The organism is Chitinophaga silvisoli, assembly GCF_003412465.1.
Taxonomy (GTDB): Bacteria; Bacteroidota; Bacteroidia; order Chitinophagales; family Chitinophagaceae; genus Chitinophaga; species Chitinophaga silvisoli.
Map to the genome: position 1 here is coordinate 1,470,358 of NZ_QTJV01000001.1, position 18,131 is coordinate 1,488,488.

15 protein-coding genes and 1 pseudogene are annotated in these 18,131 nt (G+C 37.7%); 8 read left to right on the forward strand and 8 right to left on the reverse strand.

The genetic code is table 11. From position 1 onward, the window contains the following. Positions 1-742: 742 nt before the first annotated feature. Both DXN04_RS05935 and DXN04_RS05940 read left to right on the forward strand, forming a co-directional pair. The gene (locus DXN04_RS05935) at positions 743-1,552 is read left to right on the forward strand and encodes a hypothetical protein (RefSeq protein ID WP_116852359.1); all 810 of its coding nucleotides are present in this window, start codon (positions 743-745) and stop codon (positions 1,550-1,552) included. 66 nt (positions 1,553-1,618) lie between these two features. Further along, positions 1,619-2,911, forward strand: coding sequence for a hypothetical protein (locus DXN04_RS05940; RefSeq protein WP_116852360.1), 1,293 nt, complete (start codon positions 1,619-1,621; stop codon positions 2,909-2,911). 41 nt (positions 2,912-2,952) lie between these two features. Here DXN04_RS05940 and DXN04_RS05945 read toward each other — a convergent pair whose 3' ends face one another. The 7 genes from DXN04_RS05945 to DXN04_RS05980 form a co-directional block, all read right to left on the reverse strand. Beyond that, positions 2,953-3,909, reverse strand: a complete 957-nt coding sequence (locus DXN04_RS05945; protein WP_116852361.1) for a hypothetical protein — start codon at positions 3,907-3,909, stop codon at positions 2,953-2,955. 117 nt (positions 3,910-4,026) lie between these two features. Next, complete coding sequence (locus tag DXN04_RS05950) at positions 4,027-4,758, reverse strand: TIGR02391 family protein (protein ID WP_199414988.1); 732 nt, start codon at positions 4,756-4,758, stop codon at positions 4,027-4,029. A gap of 138 nt (positions 4,759-4,896) precedes the next feature. Then, a complete protein-coding gene (locus DXN04_RS05955) occupies positions 4,897-5,895 on the reverse strand; it encodes a hypothetical protein (protein ID WP_116852362.1) in 999 nt (332 codons plus the stop codon). Between the two features lie 2 nt (positions 5,896-5,897). Then, on the reverse strand, positions 5,898-7,139 hold the full coding sequence (locus tag DXN04_RS05960) for a hypothetical protein (RefSeq protein ID WP_116852363.1): 1,242 nt from the start codon (positions 7,137-7,139) through the stop codon (positions 5,898-5,900). Between the two features lie 451 nt (positions 7,140-7,590). After that, positions 7,591-7,914, reverse strand: a complete 324-nt coding sequence (locus tag DXN04_RS05970) for a hypothetical protein (RefSeq protein ID WP_116852365.1) — start codon at positions 7,912-7,914, stop codon at positions 7,591-7,593. A 1-nt stretch (position 7,915) separates the two neighbouring features. Continuing rightward, complete coding sequence (locus DXN04_RS05975; protein ID WP_116852366.1) at positions 7,916-8,485, reverse strand: hypothetical protein; 570 nt, start codon at positions 8,483-8,485, stop codon at positions 7,916-7,918. Positions 8,486-8,787: 302 nt separating this feature from the next. Next, a complete protein-coding gene (locus tag DXN04_RS05980; protein WP_147319849.1) occupies positions 8,788-9,912 on the reverse strand; it encodes a hybrid sensor histidine kinase/response regulator in 1,125 nt (374 codons plus the stop codon). Between the two features lie 222 nt (positions 9,913-10,134). On the opposite strand from DXN04_RS05980, the pseudogene DXN04_RS35740 reads away from it, so the two are divergent. The 5 genes and pseudogenes from DXN04_RS35740 to DXN04_RS06005 all read left to right on the forward strand — a co-directional run. Then, positions 10,135-10,323 (forward strand): annotated as a pseudogene (locus tag DXN04_RS35740) (T9SS type A sorting domain-containing protein); the annotation flags it as partial. A gap of 13 nt (positions 10,324-10,336) precedes the next feature. After that, positions 10,337-11,887, forward strand: a complete 1,551-nt coding sequence (locus DXN04_RS05990) for a T9SS type A sorting domain-containing protein (protein WP_116852369.1) — start codon at positions 10,337-10,339, stop codon at positions 11,885-11,887. A 373-nt stretch (positions 11,888-12,260) separates the two neighbouring features. Further along, positions 12,261-13,727 carry an aminotransferase-like domain-containing protein gene (locus DXN04_RS05995; RefSeq protein WP_116852370.1) on the forward strand — a complete coding sequence of 489 codons (1,467 nt, stop codon included), beginning with the start codon at positions 12,261-12,263 and terminating at the stop codon, positions 13,725-13,727. 180 nt (positions 13,728-13,907) lie between these two features. Beyond that, entirely contained in the window at positions 13,908-14,096 is a 189-nt protein-coding gene (locus tag DXN04_RS35745; protein ID WP_394337835.1) for a MerR family transcriptional regulator, read from the forward strand. A 195-nt stretch (positions 14,097-14,291) separates the two neighbouring features. Then, a complete protein-coding gene (locus DXN04_RS06005; RefSeq protein WP_116852372.1) occupies positions 14,292-14,540 on the forward strand; it encodes a hypothetical protein in 249 nt (82 codons plus the stop codon). Between the two features lie 46 nt (positions 14,541-14,586). Here the strand turns inward: DXN04_RS06005 and DXN04_RS06010 are convergent, their stop codons facing one another. Further along, the gene (locus tag DXN04_RS06010) at positions 14,587-15,681 is read right to left on the reverse strand and encodes a site-specific integrase (RefSeq protein WP_116852373.1); all 1,095 of its coding nucleotides are present in this window, start codon (positions 15,679-15,681) and stop codon (positions 14,587-14,589) included. Between the two features lie 837 nt (positions 15,682-16,518). Between DXN04_RS06010 and DXN04_RS06020 the strand changes: the two genes are divergently transcribed. Further along, a complete protein-coding gene (locus DXN04_RS06020) occupies positions 16,519-17,697 on the forward strand; it encodes a phage exclusion protein Lit family protein (RefSeq protein ID WP_116852375.1) in 1,179 nt (392 codons plus the stop codon). Positions 17,698-18,131: the final 434 nt, after the last annotated feature.

Below are 18,131 nucleotides of genomic sequence, written 5' to 3' on the forward strand. Positions count from 1 at the left end.
TATAAAGAAGTATGTCGATGGGAAAGATAATAAGCATGCTGTATGGAATAGCTTATGTCTTATAGAAGATTATCACCTGATATTCCGTAATTACGGTATGTGGCTGTGGGGAGCGGGGAGGCAGCGAATCGCCCTACCCCGGATCAATTGTGTATGGCGATCTATGTAAGCCAGCAATTACAAATGTTTTATTACGATGATTTAATCATAGAATTTGAACATTTCATTGAGGAATATTTAGACGCAATGATAAGATTACTTTTTTTATGATTATGCACTGGTAGAGGAATTGCCCTCATTGGGAGAGGAAGCAATATATTGGCTTGAATCGGTTCGAAAAAGAGATAAAAGTATTCCAAAAGCGTTGTTTGAAAGAAGGGGATTTATGCCAAAGGATTAGGTTCCACATATAAACGTATTCAACTAGAACCAGTTCCAGAGGGGACTTTGGAGAGCAGTGGAGAATCCGGAATCGAACCCACAGGAGCATGATTGTAAATGACTTATAAAATGGCTATAAATACGGTAAAACAGAACTGGATTCTTATCACGCTGGTTTATAATGAGTTATATTCTTTGAGCGTCAAATAAATGTCGCAATATTTCAAATACCTGAAAGCATGTTCTTTTCACATACTTTTTATCACTTCTTCACCTGTCAGAGCAAATATAAGTAAGTACATTGATAAGTTACCAATTTGATTTCCTAAAAGTGGTATTTTTATAGGGTAATATAAGTTATATGTTGAAAAAATTTTACGAAACATTTAATATAAAATCTTCCGAGGACCAAGGTAGAGCTGAATTTTTGAATAGATTGTTTTTTTTTCTTGATGAAGCGTCGAGCTTCAATGATAGATACATATATAGTAATATATTCAAGGGTGTTTGTTTTGAGCTTGGTCTAAATCCAGCAACTTTTGAACAACCACAATTGACTGGACCTGCCAGATACCCGGACTTACAAACACTCGCAAAAGGAGACTTCCACGAGGCCATGAAAGTTACGTGTGCTTTATATCATTATTTTAAAAGAATTGGTGAATCGGTGAACTGTTATGAAATCGATGTGGCAATCTCCCATATTATTGGCCTTTCAACTACAGACATTGGTGTACGCTGGGTCGATGGTTTCTTCTATCCTAACAATATTCCTGAAATAGATTACGCTGTTGTTGATGAAACGTTATCATGGCTCTCCGATTTTCCGGCGGCAAAAAAAGATATGCAAAATGCTTTTTCCAATTTCTCAAGTGGTAAGACGGAACAGGTCTTATCACCATGTTACATGGCTCTCGAAAATGTAATCCATATGAAAACTGGATTAAAGTCTCCTTTACACGAAAATAAGTTACAGGAAGCGCTGTTTAAAAATATGTTAGTATCAGATAGTTGGCGACAATTTTTAGTAAAGTTCGTACAATACGCAAATGATTTTGGTCGACATGGACGAAATCCTGACCGGCATTCTGTTGATAATGCAGAAGTAGAATCTTTCTTATATTTATCCTGTATAATGCTGCGTATGATCATTCGGAAAATTCCTAATTAGGTCTTCGACAACAACAGACTTGCAGTTCCCATTTATTTAAAAAAACTATAAAAACCACGTTTAAAAATGGAGAAATCGACAGCAATAGAACTTCCAAAAATCCCTAAAGAAAAAGATTATGAAGACTATTTGTGCGCATTTATGCAAGCTGGCGGTCTTTATGTTGAACGTAGTATAATTCATCGAGAAGTAGAAGAATTGTTAGAACTGGATATCTTGACTACAGATTTCCAACCGAGTAGTGCAGAAAATAATTTGATTGAGATTAAAGGTGGAGATTGGGGGTTTTCTGACATTTTTAAAATTAGGGGCTGGCTAACATACTTAAACTTTCAGAGTGGTTGTTTCATAGTTCAAAAGTCAAGAGAGCATTTTGACTATTTTCGCGAGAAAGCCCGTGAGCTTGATATAAACTTAGTAGACAATTCTAATTTAAGTAAAACCAAAGAAACCTTAAAACAATTCTTGCAAATTGAGCCGGAAGAAGCCGAGATTCAAACGATAAGATTTGCATTTTTATTAGAAAGAAAGCAGCTTAAAACAATTAAAACCCTGAAGAAAAGATTATCTCGGAAAAGTGATGTTGCTTTAGATGACTATTTTTTTAAAATAAATAGTGGCTCATTCTTTTCTCGTGACCCCATTGATCGAATAAATAAGCTTTTTAAAATATTTATAAAATATAAGAATATTACTGCAAAAATATGTAATGAGCTCAATGGTGGAGACTTTGATGAAAATGTAACTAATCTTTCAGTGAAATGCTATGCTAATACGTTTTATAAAGCTGAGAACAATATTCTACAAATATCTCTTTATGTAGAACATTTAGCTCGTGTAACTATATTGAAATGTGCAATAGAACACCTAATTGACAAGTTAAAGGGTGATTATAATCAAAATGACTTAATCGATAGGCTTAATTATTTAGTTTTGCCTAAGACTATTAAGGAAGGTCTAAATGAAATAATTAAAGACAAGTATTTCTATTTGTACCCGCGATTTTGGCAATTTTTCACCTACGTATTTGGGGGATTTATTTTGACAGATATTGAAGCTAAGGAATATGAAGTGCTCTCTAAAAAGACCGGAATTCCTGTAGACGAAATTCCCAATGCCTTTGATTGCTTTAATAAACTCTTTCCCCGAAATGGAGGATGGTTTTATAAATTTCCCAATTCAGGAATATCTTGGCATTCCATGTTTCCAATATCATTTTCAGGCATTGGAGCGAATTATAGACGGATGATTTATCCAGACGATAAAACCTATGACGGCTTAGCAAAAATGCTTGGCAAGAATAAAACCATGTCTGATTTAAGCAAATGGAACAATCTTGCGCACGCTATGTTGCAATAATTTTTGAATGAATTCTGTTTGAACATCTGATAGAATCAAAGCTACTGCATTTCTTCTCGATCATTTTGAGCCTTCAATATTTGATTATAGAGCATATTCCTTTTATTAAATGCCTTGATGGTTCCAATAGAAGCACCATCTCTTGAAAGTAAATAATTAAATTCCCAATTGTCATCATCGTTGTATACAAACTGAATTTTCTCCGGATTGAGATTTTTAAGTTGCTCTGTTTTTTTTTCGATTATTGCCAATTTGTCTATTGCAAGTGCGTTTAATACTCTATCTGCTTTATGCGTTGTTATCACAAGCTCGATGATACATTCTGTATTTGGATATTCTATAACGAAGTTCTTAGGTCTATTGGCTGGTTTCACCCTTTTGATTGTTTCAATAGCTAAGGTTGAAATACATTTATAGAATTTGGCTAAATCATCCCCAATCGCTTCGCCAATCTTTTCAGGTATTTTTGACTTAATAATTCCCAGGGCAATCGCTAACGATTTCGTTATTGTGATTATTGTTTCAGGATCAGGTAACGCCGATTTTCTCCCAAAGACTGATGGCGTAAATTCTATACCGGATTGTTCAGCTACAATTCTATTTATCTCTGAAATTTCCCGGACGCTTTCAAAGTTTGCGGGGTCTGTCGAAATTTTTAATTTATCCACTTCATCTTCATCGCACTCTATGAAAGGGTGAGCACCTTCACTGAAGCATTCTTTCATTAGTTTAGTTCCGTCATCTAACTTGAAAATTTCTTGTTTGTCAAAAAATACACTATCAGCAGCTAAATAGAAATGTTCGTCTTCCCCTTGAAAAATCTCAGCATTCATCATAACGCCGAAAGGTGGGAAAATTCTGATATGTTCTAAGCCTAATCTTACTTTCCTTTTTCCATTTAATTGCGGCAAAGCACTTTCAAGTGCAGACTTTGCCATTCGTTGTCCTTGACTGTCCACATGAGTAGAACTGATTACATATCTCTGTTTCTTTATCATTTTTATTACCAGTTTATTAGATATAAAACAGGGGAGCCAACACTGGCCTAAGCAAGATTTCGCATTTTATTACAAAATATTGCAGTGAGCGTTCGGAGGAAGATTGAATAGTATTCATTATTTAAAATAAACTGCCTTGTCAAGCTGCCTGTATAAAAAGGATATTAGACTAAGTATATCGAGACAGTCCTGCTTGTCAATAGGCCATGATATTGCAGGTTCGTGGGCAGTAGGGTTTCTGATCGCACTCATAAGCCCACCTGAAAGAAATTTAATGCCGTCTTGGAAATCTTTGTCAGTTTGTGTCTGACAAGACGTAATCTTTAACACGCCACTATCACAGCCCCAAACGTTAAGCATTAGAGGTTGACCGTCTTTTTCATTTTGTGATTTTATCTTTACATCTTTATTGAATGCCTTTGCACTTTCAAATACTGCGTGAAAAAAATTGCCTTGGATAAAGAGTTTCTGAGAATGTCTTACAACTTCAGAATGAAAGTTCCTTCTTAGAAACTCATCAAGGCCATCTTTATATAATAGGCTATAAGGACAACCATTCTTTTCTAAAAACTCTATTGTGCCTGCATGATTCTCCTTTGGGGTTAACTCTAAACAAAATCCGATAAGCCTTTTGGTTCGCTCTGTGTTATCCATTGGCGTTTTGGCGAGAGAAAGTACCCAATCGTATAGCGTTCTTGCTCGAACAGAGCTAATTGAGGTATTAGGAAAACTTTCTTTATTTACTTGAAGAATTGCTTGCCCTATTCGATCTATTTCATTAACAGAAGTAGAGTACTTCAGAGCATCACCAATCTGGGTAGCAATATGTCTGTAATTGATAGTTTGCATAAATGTTTAAATTTAATCCTGATAAACATACAGCCGGGGAACTGACCAGTTGACTTTGAAACAAGATATCAAACCACATATGTATATCAGTTTTTATGTGTAATTTATTTAAAATGTGTGTATCAAAAGACGTAATTGCTAACCAAAAATCATTTTTCGATCAATCCCGGAAAAATCACATAGAAGACCAATAACTCCTTTAAGCTCAGGAGGTAAATCAAGCGGCTTAGTTAAAGAATTTAAATACGCATAATTCTCAAACTCTTTAGCAAGTTTAAATAAGTTTTTTGCATTATCATTCTTCCCGAAAAAATCTCTCAAAATATCTACAGGAAGTGTTTCGACTGCACCAATTATAGACTGGGGACTACGATTGGAAGCAGTAGCCATTTGTTCTATCCTAATTTTTATTTTAGTTTTCCCTGTAATACCGTAACGAAAGCCGTCTTCCAGGTGTTTATTTTTTGCACTGGCTTCAATAAAAGCCATGTCTTTTAAAATGAAATCAACCGTTATAAGAATATAGGAGACGAACAAGTATAATAATCGCGTTAATCCTTCTCTCTTTAAAGGTGTAGAATGAAATTGTATTAAAATCTCCTTTATATCAATCAGCAGGCTGTTTGCACCTACAAAATCCAAATTTTCTAAAATTCCACTTTTGGCAGATTCATTTTTCAGATACCAGTTTGTTGTGAATTTTGTAAACTCATCTTTTAAAAGTGAATTTAATTTTTCCTCAGAGAGCCTTTGAGATGTTAATGACTTAATCTTGTTTAGAAAATTTCCATTTAGCACAGTCACTCCACGTTTTTCCCCAAATTCTATAACCTCATCCCTTTTGTCTGAAGTTGCAACTATACACCTATCAAAGCCCAAAATATCCATTATACCTTTCGCAACAATAATTCTTTCAATAGCCATAGGCCTGACCTTATTTTTAATATCAACATTGATTCTTTCTCTGCTGATTGGATTTGACCTATGATATAACCAAAGGTCAACATCCGTAACTTCAACTTCATGAAATCGCAATTTGCTTCCCCTAATAACGTAATAACCCAAATCAAGGAAGTATAACCTTAATAGCTCTTCCATTTGTTCGCCTTTAAATAAGTCATCTGTCTTCGATTCCATTGTCAGGTAGTTCTAAGTGTTCTTAAAATGTTTGCTACTTCGGCATCGCTTTGCATTATCTGCCTTTTTTTCCTTGTTCTTCTTCTATTTTTTTCTGGTCCATCATAGATGGACACATCACTTGAAGAATTGAATAGTACACTTTCTGTAGCACTCCCTTGTTGCATCACTTGTAAGGCTAATTCACCCACTTCTTTTTTCAGCAATCTCATAGAATACTTTCCATTAATCTCTGGAATTATCTGTACGACCCTTTTAATTTCAAGATACTTGTAATCATGTCCAATTGCACGAACAGGTCCAACAGTCCGACCGTTAACTAACGCCCTTAGTAACAGTTCAAGCAGGTCAATACGTCCTCTGGAACTACTACTATAATTCATTCCATATGATAATGAAGCGACAAATGCCTTCGCTAAGTCTAAAGCATCATCCTCAAAAGGATTTCCATACTTAGAGAAGGATTCTGGTTTTGTAACAAATAGTTTTGTTTCAACGTTGTTACTTACCTTATTAAACTCATACATTCCTATGCTCTGGAGTTTCTCAAGCAGCGTTTGACCGGCAATTCTTACTGCTGTATCAAATGGTATAACTCCCGATTTGGAAATTTCAGTATCAATATTGGCAATGTCATTCCGTTCTTTTGGAGTAAGTGAATCCAAGACCTTTCTCGCTTTTTGAAGACTGTTAGTTTTGAACAGATTGCCATTGAATAATAATTTTTTATCATCTACTAATTCGCTGTCGATAAAACCTATTTCTTCAGCCTGTTGAAACAGGTCACTGACTTGCTGTTTTGTGAGGCTATGACTGTCTGAAACATATTCTCGTGCCCAACTCTCTTGTTGGGGTTCCGAAGAAATTATTTCCGCGAGAGACAACGCCGCCATTTGGGTCTCATTTGGGTTTAAATTGTCAAAGATGTTTGTAGTATGTGACAATACAGAAGAAGTTGTTACACCTAAAGCAACTATTTCTCCCGTAGATGATTGATCTATGAGATGCTGGGAGTGTAAGTGATTTAGAATTGTAGGAAGTTCGGCCTTACCAACCCCAGCGCCCTTAGCAATCACATTTACTTTCTCGCTACTTAATGTACTTTCTTCATTAGAAGCCACTAAGCCAGATAATAACCTACCTGCTTTTCCTGCAATATCGATATCATCAAAATCATGATCCTCAATTTGCTTTAGTTTGTTTGCATGATGTATTATCCATGCCCCCTTGGTTCTTTCGTTCATGGTTAAGGAATTATATAGTTTTCATGACGTGGTTGATTTACAACCATTTGACTAAAATACAAAAAAAAAGACTATCGGTCAAAAGGGGATATCTGACAATTGGAAAATGTAAAATGGCTTTGCCCATATCAATAATTTTCACTTTTATTGATAAAATTCAATTAAAGTGGATAAACAAGGAAGAGGCCAAAATGGGCCTCTTCCTTGTTTAATAAGTGATTACTTTGACTGAATTCAAAGTTATAGGGCAATTTGTTACCTCTTATGACGATTACGAAGAGGGCGGCTTTGGGGACAATCGTCGTTGTTGTACACTTTATTACATTTTGAAGCTGCATACGCTAAGGGTGCATAAACCCTTGCTTTTATAATTTGCGGATATGTTTTAGAATAACTATTATCCCGATCCCGATTATTGAGTTTAAAATATTGGGGCACTACTTATTTCAATCTATTTCTTCTTAATAATTTTGTTTGCGTCCCAAAGCAATTTAGTTTCTTCCATGAAGTCTATACCTACCGTGGAGCTGGATTCTTTTAAAAATTCTCCTAAATCGTTAAAAGTAACCAGTGCTTGACTTATTATACTTTTAGTTTCGGATGGACTTAATCTTATCATCAAGATTTCTTTACCCTTGTAAAATCTGAATTTCCTGTAAAAAGTTGGAATGCTCCAATCATTATCCTTACAGACCAGACTCCTGAAAGCAATAGGAATCTCACTTAGCCTTGTTTGTATAATATAAAGGGCATTTTTCTCTGGTGTTAGTTTCATATTAATGATGTATGTTGTTATTCTTTTTTAACTCATCAGAGAACCCTTTCAGGCAATTTGCAATAGTATCCAATCCATAAATGATAGGCCCTTTTTCATCTTCAGTTAATAGCTGGATCATCATTCTGTTCTCATTTGTGAAAGAGATCATCTTTCTATAATAGACGGGAATAGTCCATTTACACCTCTCTATTAAGTTCTTTCTAAAATACAAAGAACAGCAGACAAGTAAAGTATGTACCTGTTGAAGAATATTTCCTTCTACATTTGTGTCTAACTGATCATCTGCTGATTTTTCCATTTCAGCCTCATCATCAAAACAAAAAATCCCCTTTGTTGCGATAATCTGTTTAGAAACATTCAGCAGGCATATCATGGTAAAAAGAATTTCATCTTTCCTTGTGCTTTCCAGCGGCGCTGATTCGTGATAAAATACATAATCGAGTAATTCCTTTATATCCTTTTCAATTGTATCTATGTTCAGATTTTGGGCCATGTACTCAATGGCATCAGGATATTTTGCTCCCAGATCGAGGGAGAATGCGAAAATTTCACTATTCATTTGCTTCATTGTAAAGTAGGTTTTTGAAAAGTTGCTTTACTTTATGAATGCTATACTGTTAAGAAAGCAGGAAAGAAGACAGTAAAGTTTATATAGACACTTATCCATCTACCTGAATACATGGGTAAGCTGATTGTATTAAATGGAAACGCTGGTTGCGCAAGCAAGTTTCATTCTTAATTTAATTGAGCCGTTGGCCATTGTTTATTCAAAGATTATTGTGATTCATCAGCAGATGGCTTTTCTCTGATGCTAACCAAAAGCAATTTGGGTATTGGGCCATAAAAATGATGCTTTGAAATCATCTGACCTTATATTATTGAAGTTATCCGCTGAATAGTATTGATCAGTATATCCATATTGTATGGCTTTTGCAGGTACTCCTGTATACCTGATTCCAAATACCTAATTTGGTCTTGGTCATTTAGACCACCGCTTGCAATAATTATCGGGATATTTGCCAGCCGGTTATTAAGTTGAAATTGTTTGACAACTGTAAGACCATCCATGTCTATGAGCTTGTCATCAATAATTATTACGTCCGGAGGCGTAAGGGTTGCATGACGTAGCCCTTGCTGCCCGCTTCCTGTTGTAGTTACTTTTTTAATAGCAGGATGTTGAAGCAAATGTTCTGTAATTACAGATCGCAGAAATAGATCGTCTTCAAAGATGAGTATATTCAGTCCATTATTGCCCATGTGCCTTGTAACCGGTTCTTCTGTTGCCGGTTCGCATTGTATCAGCGTTTCATTGGATTCCAATGGCAGGTTTACCAAGAAAGTGGTACAGTCGCCACCAGCTGTTTTATAAGCACTTACTTCACCATTCATTTTCTGTACCAAGTTTCTTACGATCGCCAATCCCAAACCTGTTCCTCCCTCCTTTTGGGATACATATGGCTCAAATAAATCCCGTGGCAAATCAGTAAGTCCTTCATTAACTATACGCAGCGATAATGACTGTTCTTCCTTCTGACAGCTAACTTTTACGGTTCTCCTTATGGGACTAAAAGAAATAGCATTGTCTAATAAATTAGTCAGTATGCGGGTTATGGCGATTCGATCGGTATTAATATAGTCAGGGAGTTGCTGGTCAATCTCCAATTCTAATGTCACTTCTTTTGCCTTTGCAGAGGATGTCATCATGTCCAATGCGTTCTCTATCCAACAACGCAACAACAACGGCTCATAATGCAATATATCCGTTTGGCCAGCGTCTATCTTGGCAGCTGTTGTTATATTGCTGATAAGACTTATTAGGTAAGTACAACTTGATCGGATACCTTTCAACCAAGAAATAATATTTTGGCTTCTCTCCAGTAGTGGCAGCGCGTTCAAAATTGCTGACAGTGGTGAACGCAAATCGTGGATCAATTTGAGCAGGTGGTCTATTTTCGCATCTGCCTGCTGCAAAGCAATCGCCTGTTCCTTAATCATCTCATCCTTTTCTATGGATTGCCTGATCTTCTCTTTCTCATAGATATAGACAAACAAAAAACAAGTAATCAATATCAATAGTGAGAGCAAAGGCCAAGGACGGGTATAAATCAGGTAAGACAGGGAGAGCCTGGGCAGAAGAAAGACATAATAGATAAGAACTAAGGAAATAAGGAGCCAACAGAGACGATTTAGAATGTTGGCTCTTTTGAGGTTACTGCTAAATATTTACAGGGCGGGAAGCTGGAGCTGGTCAATACTTTGGGACAGCTGATGCAGACCGTTGGACTCAACGGCGCAAATAGTAAGGTCACATTTAACGTAGCGGGCTATACGCCAGGGGTTTATTTTTACAGGTATATAGTAGCGGGAAAGTTAATGGAAAGTGGTAAATTAGTCATTGCCCGTTAATCCGTTTCGTCCTATGCGAATCTTTAATCTTTCATTTATTATAACCGTGCTGCTGTACAGCAGCACGGTTATCTCCCAATCTGCCAGCAACTTTAATAAAGTTTGGGTACAGGGAGGGGGTGTTTCTTTTACAACAACATTCAATTCGACAGGTATAGTCAACCAATATCTCGATACCTTATACAGTCCTTATTTTGCTGATGGAAATTCCAACATTTGTGACTCATTCGGCAACCTTCTTTTATGTAGTGACGGGTATCAAGTGTACGATAAAAATGTAAGTGTGATCGATGGCAGTGATACACTAGTGCCGCATGCCATATTCAACCGGCAAGATGGCTGGAGCCCGGCTTCACAATCGTCAATATTTTTACCAATGGACAATGGGAAATATTATTTTATTACACCAACTGCCAGTGACCATGAGATAAATACCTATTGGAATAATCCGAACTCTGGTAGAGCGTTGTTTGATGTAATGTACTATAATACTATTGACATGCATGCCAATAATGGAGCGGGTAAAGTGACGCGCCGAATGGTGCCGATGTTGCAGAATGTTACATTGAGTAAAACGCAGATGATGGCGTGTAAACACGCGGATGGGAAAAGCTGGTGGTTGCTGAAACAGGCCAGCGATACCAATATGATTTATAAATTTCTGTTTGCGCAGGATAGCATGTATGGGCCATATATACAGGGTTTTCCCGATCCTCACTTTTCTAAGTGGGATCAGAGTGGGCAATCTATATTCAGCCAGGATGGGACTAAATACGCGACAACATGTCGGGGAGCATATAAAATATTTGTTGCCGATTTTGACAGGTGTACAGGTACTCTTTCTAACCCTCAGGTATATGATGTACCGACACAAAAATACGCGCCGGATACGACGCAGAATGACCAAACGCAAGGATTGGCATTTTCTCCCAGTGGAAGATTTATATACGTTAACGGCTGGAGTAACATACAGCAGATAGATTTACTGGCCTCAAATCCTCAATCCTCATGGGTAAAAGTCGCGGATACGGATACTGTACTTAACGCTTTTGAGATGTATTCTTCTATGTATCTCGGCCCGGATAACAGACTTTATATCAGTAACTGGAACGGCTTGGGATCGGAAATGAGCGTGATTAACAATCCAGATATTAAAGGCATTGGATGCTCCTTTTGTCCCAAATGTTTACGGTTCCCAAAATTCCATTTCACTCCATCAGTAATAGGTGGCGGGGTAGATGCCCCACCTTGTATGCCAAATTACCGTTTAGGCCCACTGCCGGGCAATCCTTGTCCGGTAGGTATTACAGAAGTGCAGCCGGAACCCGTAGTATTTAGTATTTATCCTAATCCTGCACGTTCTGAGATTACCATCCGCTACAGTAAGACAGGGATACTGGAACTGGCAGACCTAACAGGTAGGGTAGTAAGAAGTATACTATTGCCACAGGCGGCAGGTACCCAATATGTAAACCTACAGGATTTATCCTCCGGCATTTATATTTATCGCTACATTGTACCTAACAGGAGCCAAAACGTCGGCAAGCTGGTGCTGGTGCATTAATCCACATGCTGCTCTATCAAGACCGGAAACTTAATACTTAAAATTTTCTCTGATCGCTATACTGTAGCGAGGGAGTGCCAACAAACCGGCACTCCTTTTTTGTTATACCACTTTCCACTGAAAATACCTTACATGGCTGGGCCAGTTCCACATTTTCCAACTTGGGCCAGCGCTTTGTATCTGAAAATCATATTCTTTCGATGAGAATATTCAAAACAGGACTATCAGCAGGTCAGTTAATCTAAAGCCGGAATCAGGGACATAACTTTCCCCTATCACCTGGAGCGTTTCCCCCCTGTCTTAACGAAAGAATACAACTACGTAGAAAGTACCATAACCTTTTATTTTGTTAACATGAAGCCCGAGTTTAACCATGACACTAAGACAGTGGAAAAACATCCTATATTTTGACTTAGACAGAAAAAAGAACCTTGGCAATCAAATCGAAGAAGGTATAACGCGTGAAATCGAGAATGGCAGACTAAGAGCTGGTATGCTGTTACCGGGCTATCGGGAGTTGGCAGCCTACCTGGGGGTAAGCCGCAATACAATTGCCTTGGTGTATGCGGAACTTGGGAGTAAAGGGATACTTAAAAGCGTTAAACGAAAAGGGACATTTGTTGCTGAAGCAATGCTTAATAAGAATTCTCTGCCTAAAAAAATTGAACATCCTAAAGGCTGTTCCTTTCCCTTTAATAATTTTACAGGGGATATAATAAATACAGAAGTGCCGCCAGGGCATTGGCGCATAAAAGTTGATGATGGGTATCCTGATCCAAAGTTGGCCCCCAGCGGTAGATTTGTTGCGACCTATAAGCAAATGGCTTTCCGCACTACCCGCCAAAAGAAGGCAGAATACAATAGCGGTAATAGTTTCAAGCAACTTACATCAGAAACATGCCGGTGGTTGCAAAGCCGCAGAAGCCTAAATATGGATGATCGCAACCTTTGCTTAATTATTAGTAGTCGAATGGCTTTATACATGGTAGCACAAGTCCTGCTACAGAAAGGAGATATTGTCGTAGTGGAAGAACCCGGCGCAGCAATATGCTGGCAGACCTTTCAGCGGGCTGGTGCTGAGTTGTTTCCGATCATTGTGGATAATGAGGGCATTCGGACTGATATACTGGAACGAGAGTTGCAGAATAAGAAAATCAAGGCTGTGTATGTTACGCCCGGCTGTCAGTACCCAACTACGGTAACATTGTCAAAACCACGACGGGATCACCTTCTAAAGCTATCAGAACAATATGGGTTTGCCATTATAGAAACAGATAATGACCATGAATTTTACTATAGTCCTACTATAACCTTACCACTTGCAACGAAAAACATTGAAGGTAACGTTATCTACATCGGTAATCTTAGCCGGATGATGGCACCATTAAATCTAATCTGCTGTGTTGCTGGCCCAGCAGCCTTTATCAAATCACTAAGCCTATTATTTTACAGTATTTATCAGAGGGCTGATGCAGTGCTGGAGCTAACTGTTGCAGATATGATGCGCACTGACGTAATAGGACGCGCTGCCCGTTCCAGCCAGCGAGCTTACGAAAAGAAGCGTAATAACATGGCATCATACATCGAAAAATATCTGCGTCCTTATGTTTCTTATAATTTACCTGACGGCGGTCTTTCTTTCTGGCTAACTTTTGACAAAAAAAGTAATATCGAAAATCTGCGTAAACGTTTGTCAGAACAAAACATTTGGCTACCACCCACAAACCTTGTCGCATATGAAAGCATATCACCAAATGCGTTACGAATAGGGTATGCTTCCCTTTCCCGAAGTGAAGCCGAAAATACTATTATAGCTATTGCAGACTATTTTAAAAAGTAGTCTGACCTCGCCCCCTAAATTTTGACTGTATCTCGCCTGCGCGTTCATTGACGCATCCTTTAGTTATGTCCGTTATGTAAACCTTATCTGATCGTCAACCGTTGCTGACGATGCACCTTTTCTATACCATTCCTAATCATATTCTAAACTATGAAGATGAACAATGTTCAACGTAACCACATGCCTAACAGCTACAAAGTAACTGCGCACACAATCAAGGAACTCGCCGATTTGTATGGGGTCAGCCGGGCTATTATTAAAACATGGTTAAAGCCATTTGAAGTTGAGATTGGCCCACGGCAGGGCTACTATTATACAGTTGCACAAATAACTATTATATACTCAAAGATCGGCCCTCCGCCAATGTGATTTCATTATTCATTAATGCCGATGTAAGGAAGTATTTATTACGCCCCTTTTCCACACTACTGCTTACAGCCTTACCTGGCCATCAGCAATTATCTACCAATAAGCAATATTGTTTTACATTGTTGGCAAAACAGCGCATGTATTGTAAAGTGGTTTTCCCACTTGCCATACATTAGCAAGCTAAACACTAATTGTATGATAAAACCTGATGAGCTTATTATTATGAAGGCAGTGGCCATATGCTTCAAGCCCTTCCTGAAGCCAGAAGAAGCACTCATTTATACTAATCTTGGCAGAACACAGTTTGCCAAGAAATGCGAAGAATCTGGCGTGTACAAGAATAACAGCGGGTATTATAAGAAAGACGATATTGATAAAATGCTTGCTGGTGAGAAAGTAATTATGATAGCATCCGATAGAAGGAGCCGCCCGAAGGCTGCATAAAAATGAAATTGGGCTATTCCATCCGGAATAGCCCAATTTTTTCATTCTATATAAGTAACGCAGATTTATGCGATGGCAAATGACTAATTGCCTCTACCTCGTCTTTGGGTCTGTGCCTCTTGTATGTTTTCTGTACCTGTTCTGTGGTTGTATGCCCTAATAAATAGGCAATTGTTGGATCATCAACATTCTGATCTTTTAGTAGAATTGAAAAACTAAGCCGGGCGCAAGACCATGTTATATATTTGTTGATCCCTGCATCTTTTACCCATTGCTGAAGAACTTTGTTACCTCCGTCTGCTGTAGGTAGGTCGAATATATTTCCTGTAAGTTCAGAGCCACCAAATGTTAACCCTCTAACTTGGTTCAGTATTGCTAAAGCCACTGGATGAAGTGTAAGTACCACCGGTCTGCCCGTCTTTTTCTGAATAATTCTTGTAATTAGTTTACGGTTCTGAATATCCTGCCATTCCATTCTATTTACATCTACCCATCGTAAACCAGTATAACAACAAAACAAGAAGGCCAGTTTCACTTGTTGATTAAAACAAGGGGTATTCAATAAAGCAATATATTCATCCACTTCAAGATTTTCTTTCAGGTTCGTACACGGGTTACTTTCAGCTGCAATCTCCTCTGTAGGATTAATAGTAAAATATTTGTCTTTGTTTGCCGCTTTTAGCACCCATTTAAATCGGGCATAATAGTTTGCAGGAGTATACCCTGTAAAATGATCAAGCAGGTATCGCCGGTAGCGCTTGCATAAATTCTCGGTAATATCGACGGGAGAAATAAAATCCTGTCCGATAAATGCCTTAAAATGAGTGAATGAATTATTCAGGTGCCTGTTTCCTTTCCTTTTGTTCAGTTTCACATATTCTTCGTAGTATTCAAGAAAGTTAGTCTTAAACTTATGTGCCGGAATAATTGGAGTTCCAATAGATTGTTCCTCGATTGTTCGTTGCGCTTTCTTGGTTTCAAGAATCTTTAATGCTTCTTTATTGAAATTCTTCTGTTCCTGAGTTTTGGGATTAACGTAGGTAAAAATTCCTGTTGATGGTCGCTGCCCGCGCTTTCTACCATAATCATAGAAATAAAAGATTTTGTCTCCCTTCTTGTTAAGTTTTTCTCCAATATTCATAGGTTAGCTGTTTTGAGGTTATTGAAGAAGATGAGCAACAGATGTGCCATGCCAAATAAAGAAAGATCATTTGCTAACACTTTCATTTGTTGCTGGTAGAATCTGTGAAAAGGCGAACAAAAGATTTTTTTTAAAAAGTCTTCTGTAACACATGTCAGATGTGACATTTCGGCGTTTCTGTAACTGCCAAAAATAATAATAGGGATGAAGTTTGTGCATGGGGTCTTTACGACATGCTTTGATTGTAACTTTTTCCCGGTGCATCTGCGGAGAGCAGATAAGATGCTTGCAAAACTGAGTGTCATTGCGAGTGTCTTTTGAGTGTCAAGAATAGTGGGAAGAAGCGATAAAATGCGTGATTTTTTGACACCCAAAGAAATAAAAAAGGGTTGTAAATCAAAGACTTACAACCCTATAGCGTGCCCAGTAACGGTAGGTTTTCGAACCAATTTGTGTTGATTATAAAGAAATTGCATGCATATATATCTTCAATAGATGCTCAATGGTTAGGATTGGAAATCAACAACTATAAGATATTTCATATAATTTATTTTTGTTGTATTTGCAAGTTACAGCGTCTCCTTTTTTAGATTAAATAAAATTTCAATAACTCGAATAAATTGTGTTACGTTAAAGTCATCAATGCAATTGATAAAATTTGGCCCAACGTAATGTTTCTCTCATTACAATTTTGTAAGGACGTAGCGAGGGCATGTTCTAGAAACAGTCTTTCAGGGAAGTATGGCCAATATGTGATTGGAATGAGTTATATGTCCATCATGAATAAGTTTTGAATTGCTGTCGTAGATTTTTTAAAGCCAATATTTAAAAAATAAAATGAAAAATTTCTTTTCCGATCCAGACAACCTTAATGAAAATCCGATTCGCGTATTGCGCGGTAATGTTTACCAGGAACTTTCTAGACTAAGTCCTTCCTTTATTGCGGTGCTCCGTAAAGCAGCTGCGGAAGGCAAGTTGGATCCCAGTAATATTCAATTTAGTGACAGTGAATACCCTGCGACGAAGGGACCAGCGGCGGGAGTCGGCATGGTATTGCTGTATGATGGATTTCAGATGTACCTTTGGTGTATGTGTTATTGTTTTGTCGTGTATCATTCCGAAATGACCGTAAAACGACAAGCAAACAGAGATGAAGAAAATGATGATGTTATGGATGGTGTCGATATGGAGAAACTGAAAACTGCCATGAAATTGATGGAATATGCACAAAGTCTATTAAAAGGCTATCATCCTTGGGATATTAGTTTACCTAATCCGGCATACTATTCGGATGAGATGCATGACACGATTACTAAGGTGAATGCCGTATATCTGCATGCGATGAATTTCGTTATCGCTCATGAAGTGGCACATATCGAGCTCGATCATGTTACTGACAATGCAGCTTTAGACCTAACCGAACTTGACATGGAAATACAGGCTGATGCCCGCAGTGTCGAATTGATAAAAGATGGCATGACTACAATTAATAAAGACACGGCTGAACTTGGAGTACTTGCGGCTCTATGTACTCTACTACTTATGAAATCCGAACTTTCTGGAGGGGGGCATCCTGATAGTGACGACCGTATTGGCGCTTTCATAGAACATATAATTGTTGACAATCATAGCCATCTTTGGGGTATCGCTGTTCTTGCTTACCGCCTTTGGGCAGATCATTATGGGCATGGTATATTCTTTTTTCAAAACCTGGATTCGGCAAAGCTCATATATGACGAAATTCGCAAACAGCTTAAAGAGGAAACGTTAGTTCAATACTGCGAAGTTATTGTACCGGAAGGAACTTATGGCGTTACCTGCTATGATGTGGGAGATAGAAGGCAATTTTATACCAAAATAGATGGCTTTGGTGTTTGGTTTGAAGCAGACCAATTACGAGGGACAGTAAAACCCATAATGAACGACCAGTATATTGATCCGACGAAAATTTCAGATTTTATAACCGCTCTTTCAGGGCTAATTGATAACGGTTCTTCTGGCGATCAAGTGCAGTGATATTGATTTAGTGAGATACAAATAACTATGCTTTCGCTTATACAAATTTTAGCCTCTACTATAACATTGATTTTTATAGATTTTTTGATTTGATGATAACCAGTTCAGAAAATCAGATTATAAAGCCCCAAGATCCAATTTTTAGGAAACGTCCTTCAGTTATTGAATATTCAGTAAATGGCTTTCCCTCTTTTAAAAGATAACCGTCTTTGAATTGGTACTCAATCGCTTCATACGGAGGTTGTAATACAAATTTCTGAACTGATTCAAGCTTGGCTTGTAACTTATGTTGTCATGAGGTTAGTTTTAATGACATCGAATTTACCTCTTAGAAAATTGGGAGTAGTTAATAGCTAGGTAATGATTCGGAGCTGACCATTCCCAAATTGAATTAAAAACTACAGACTTTTGCAAAAACAATTTTATGCAAAAGA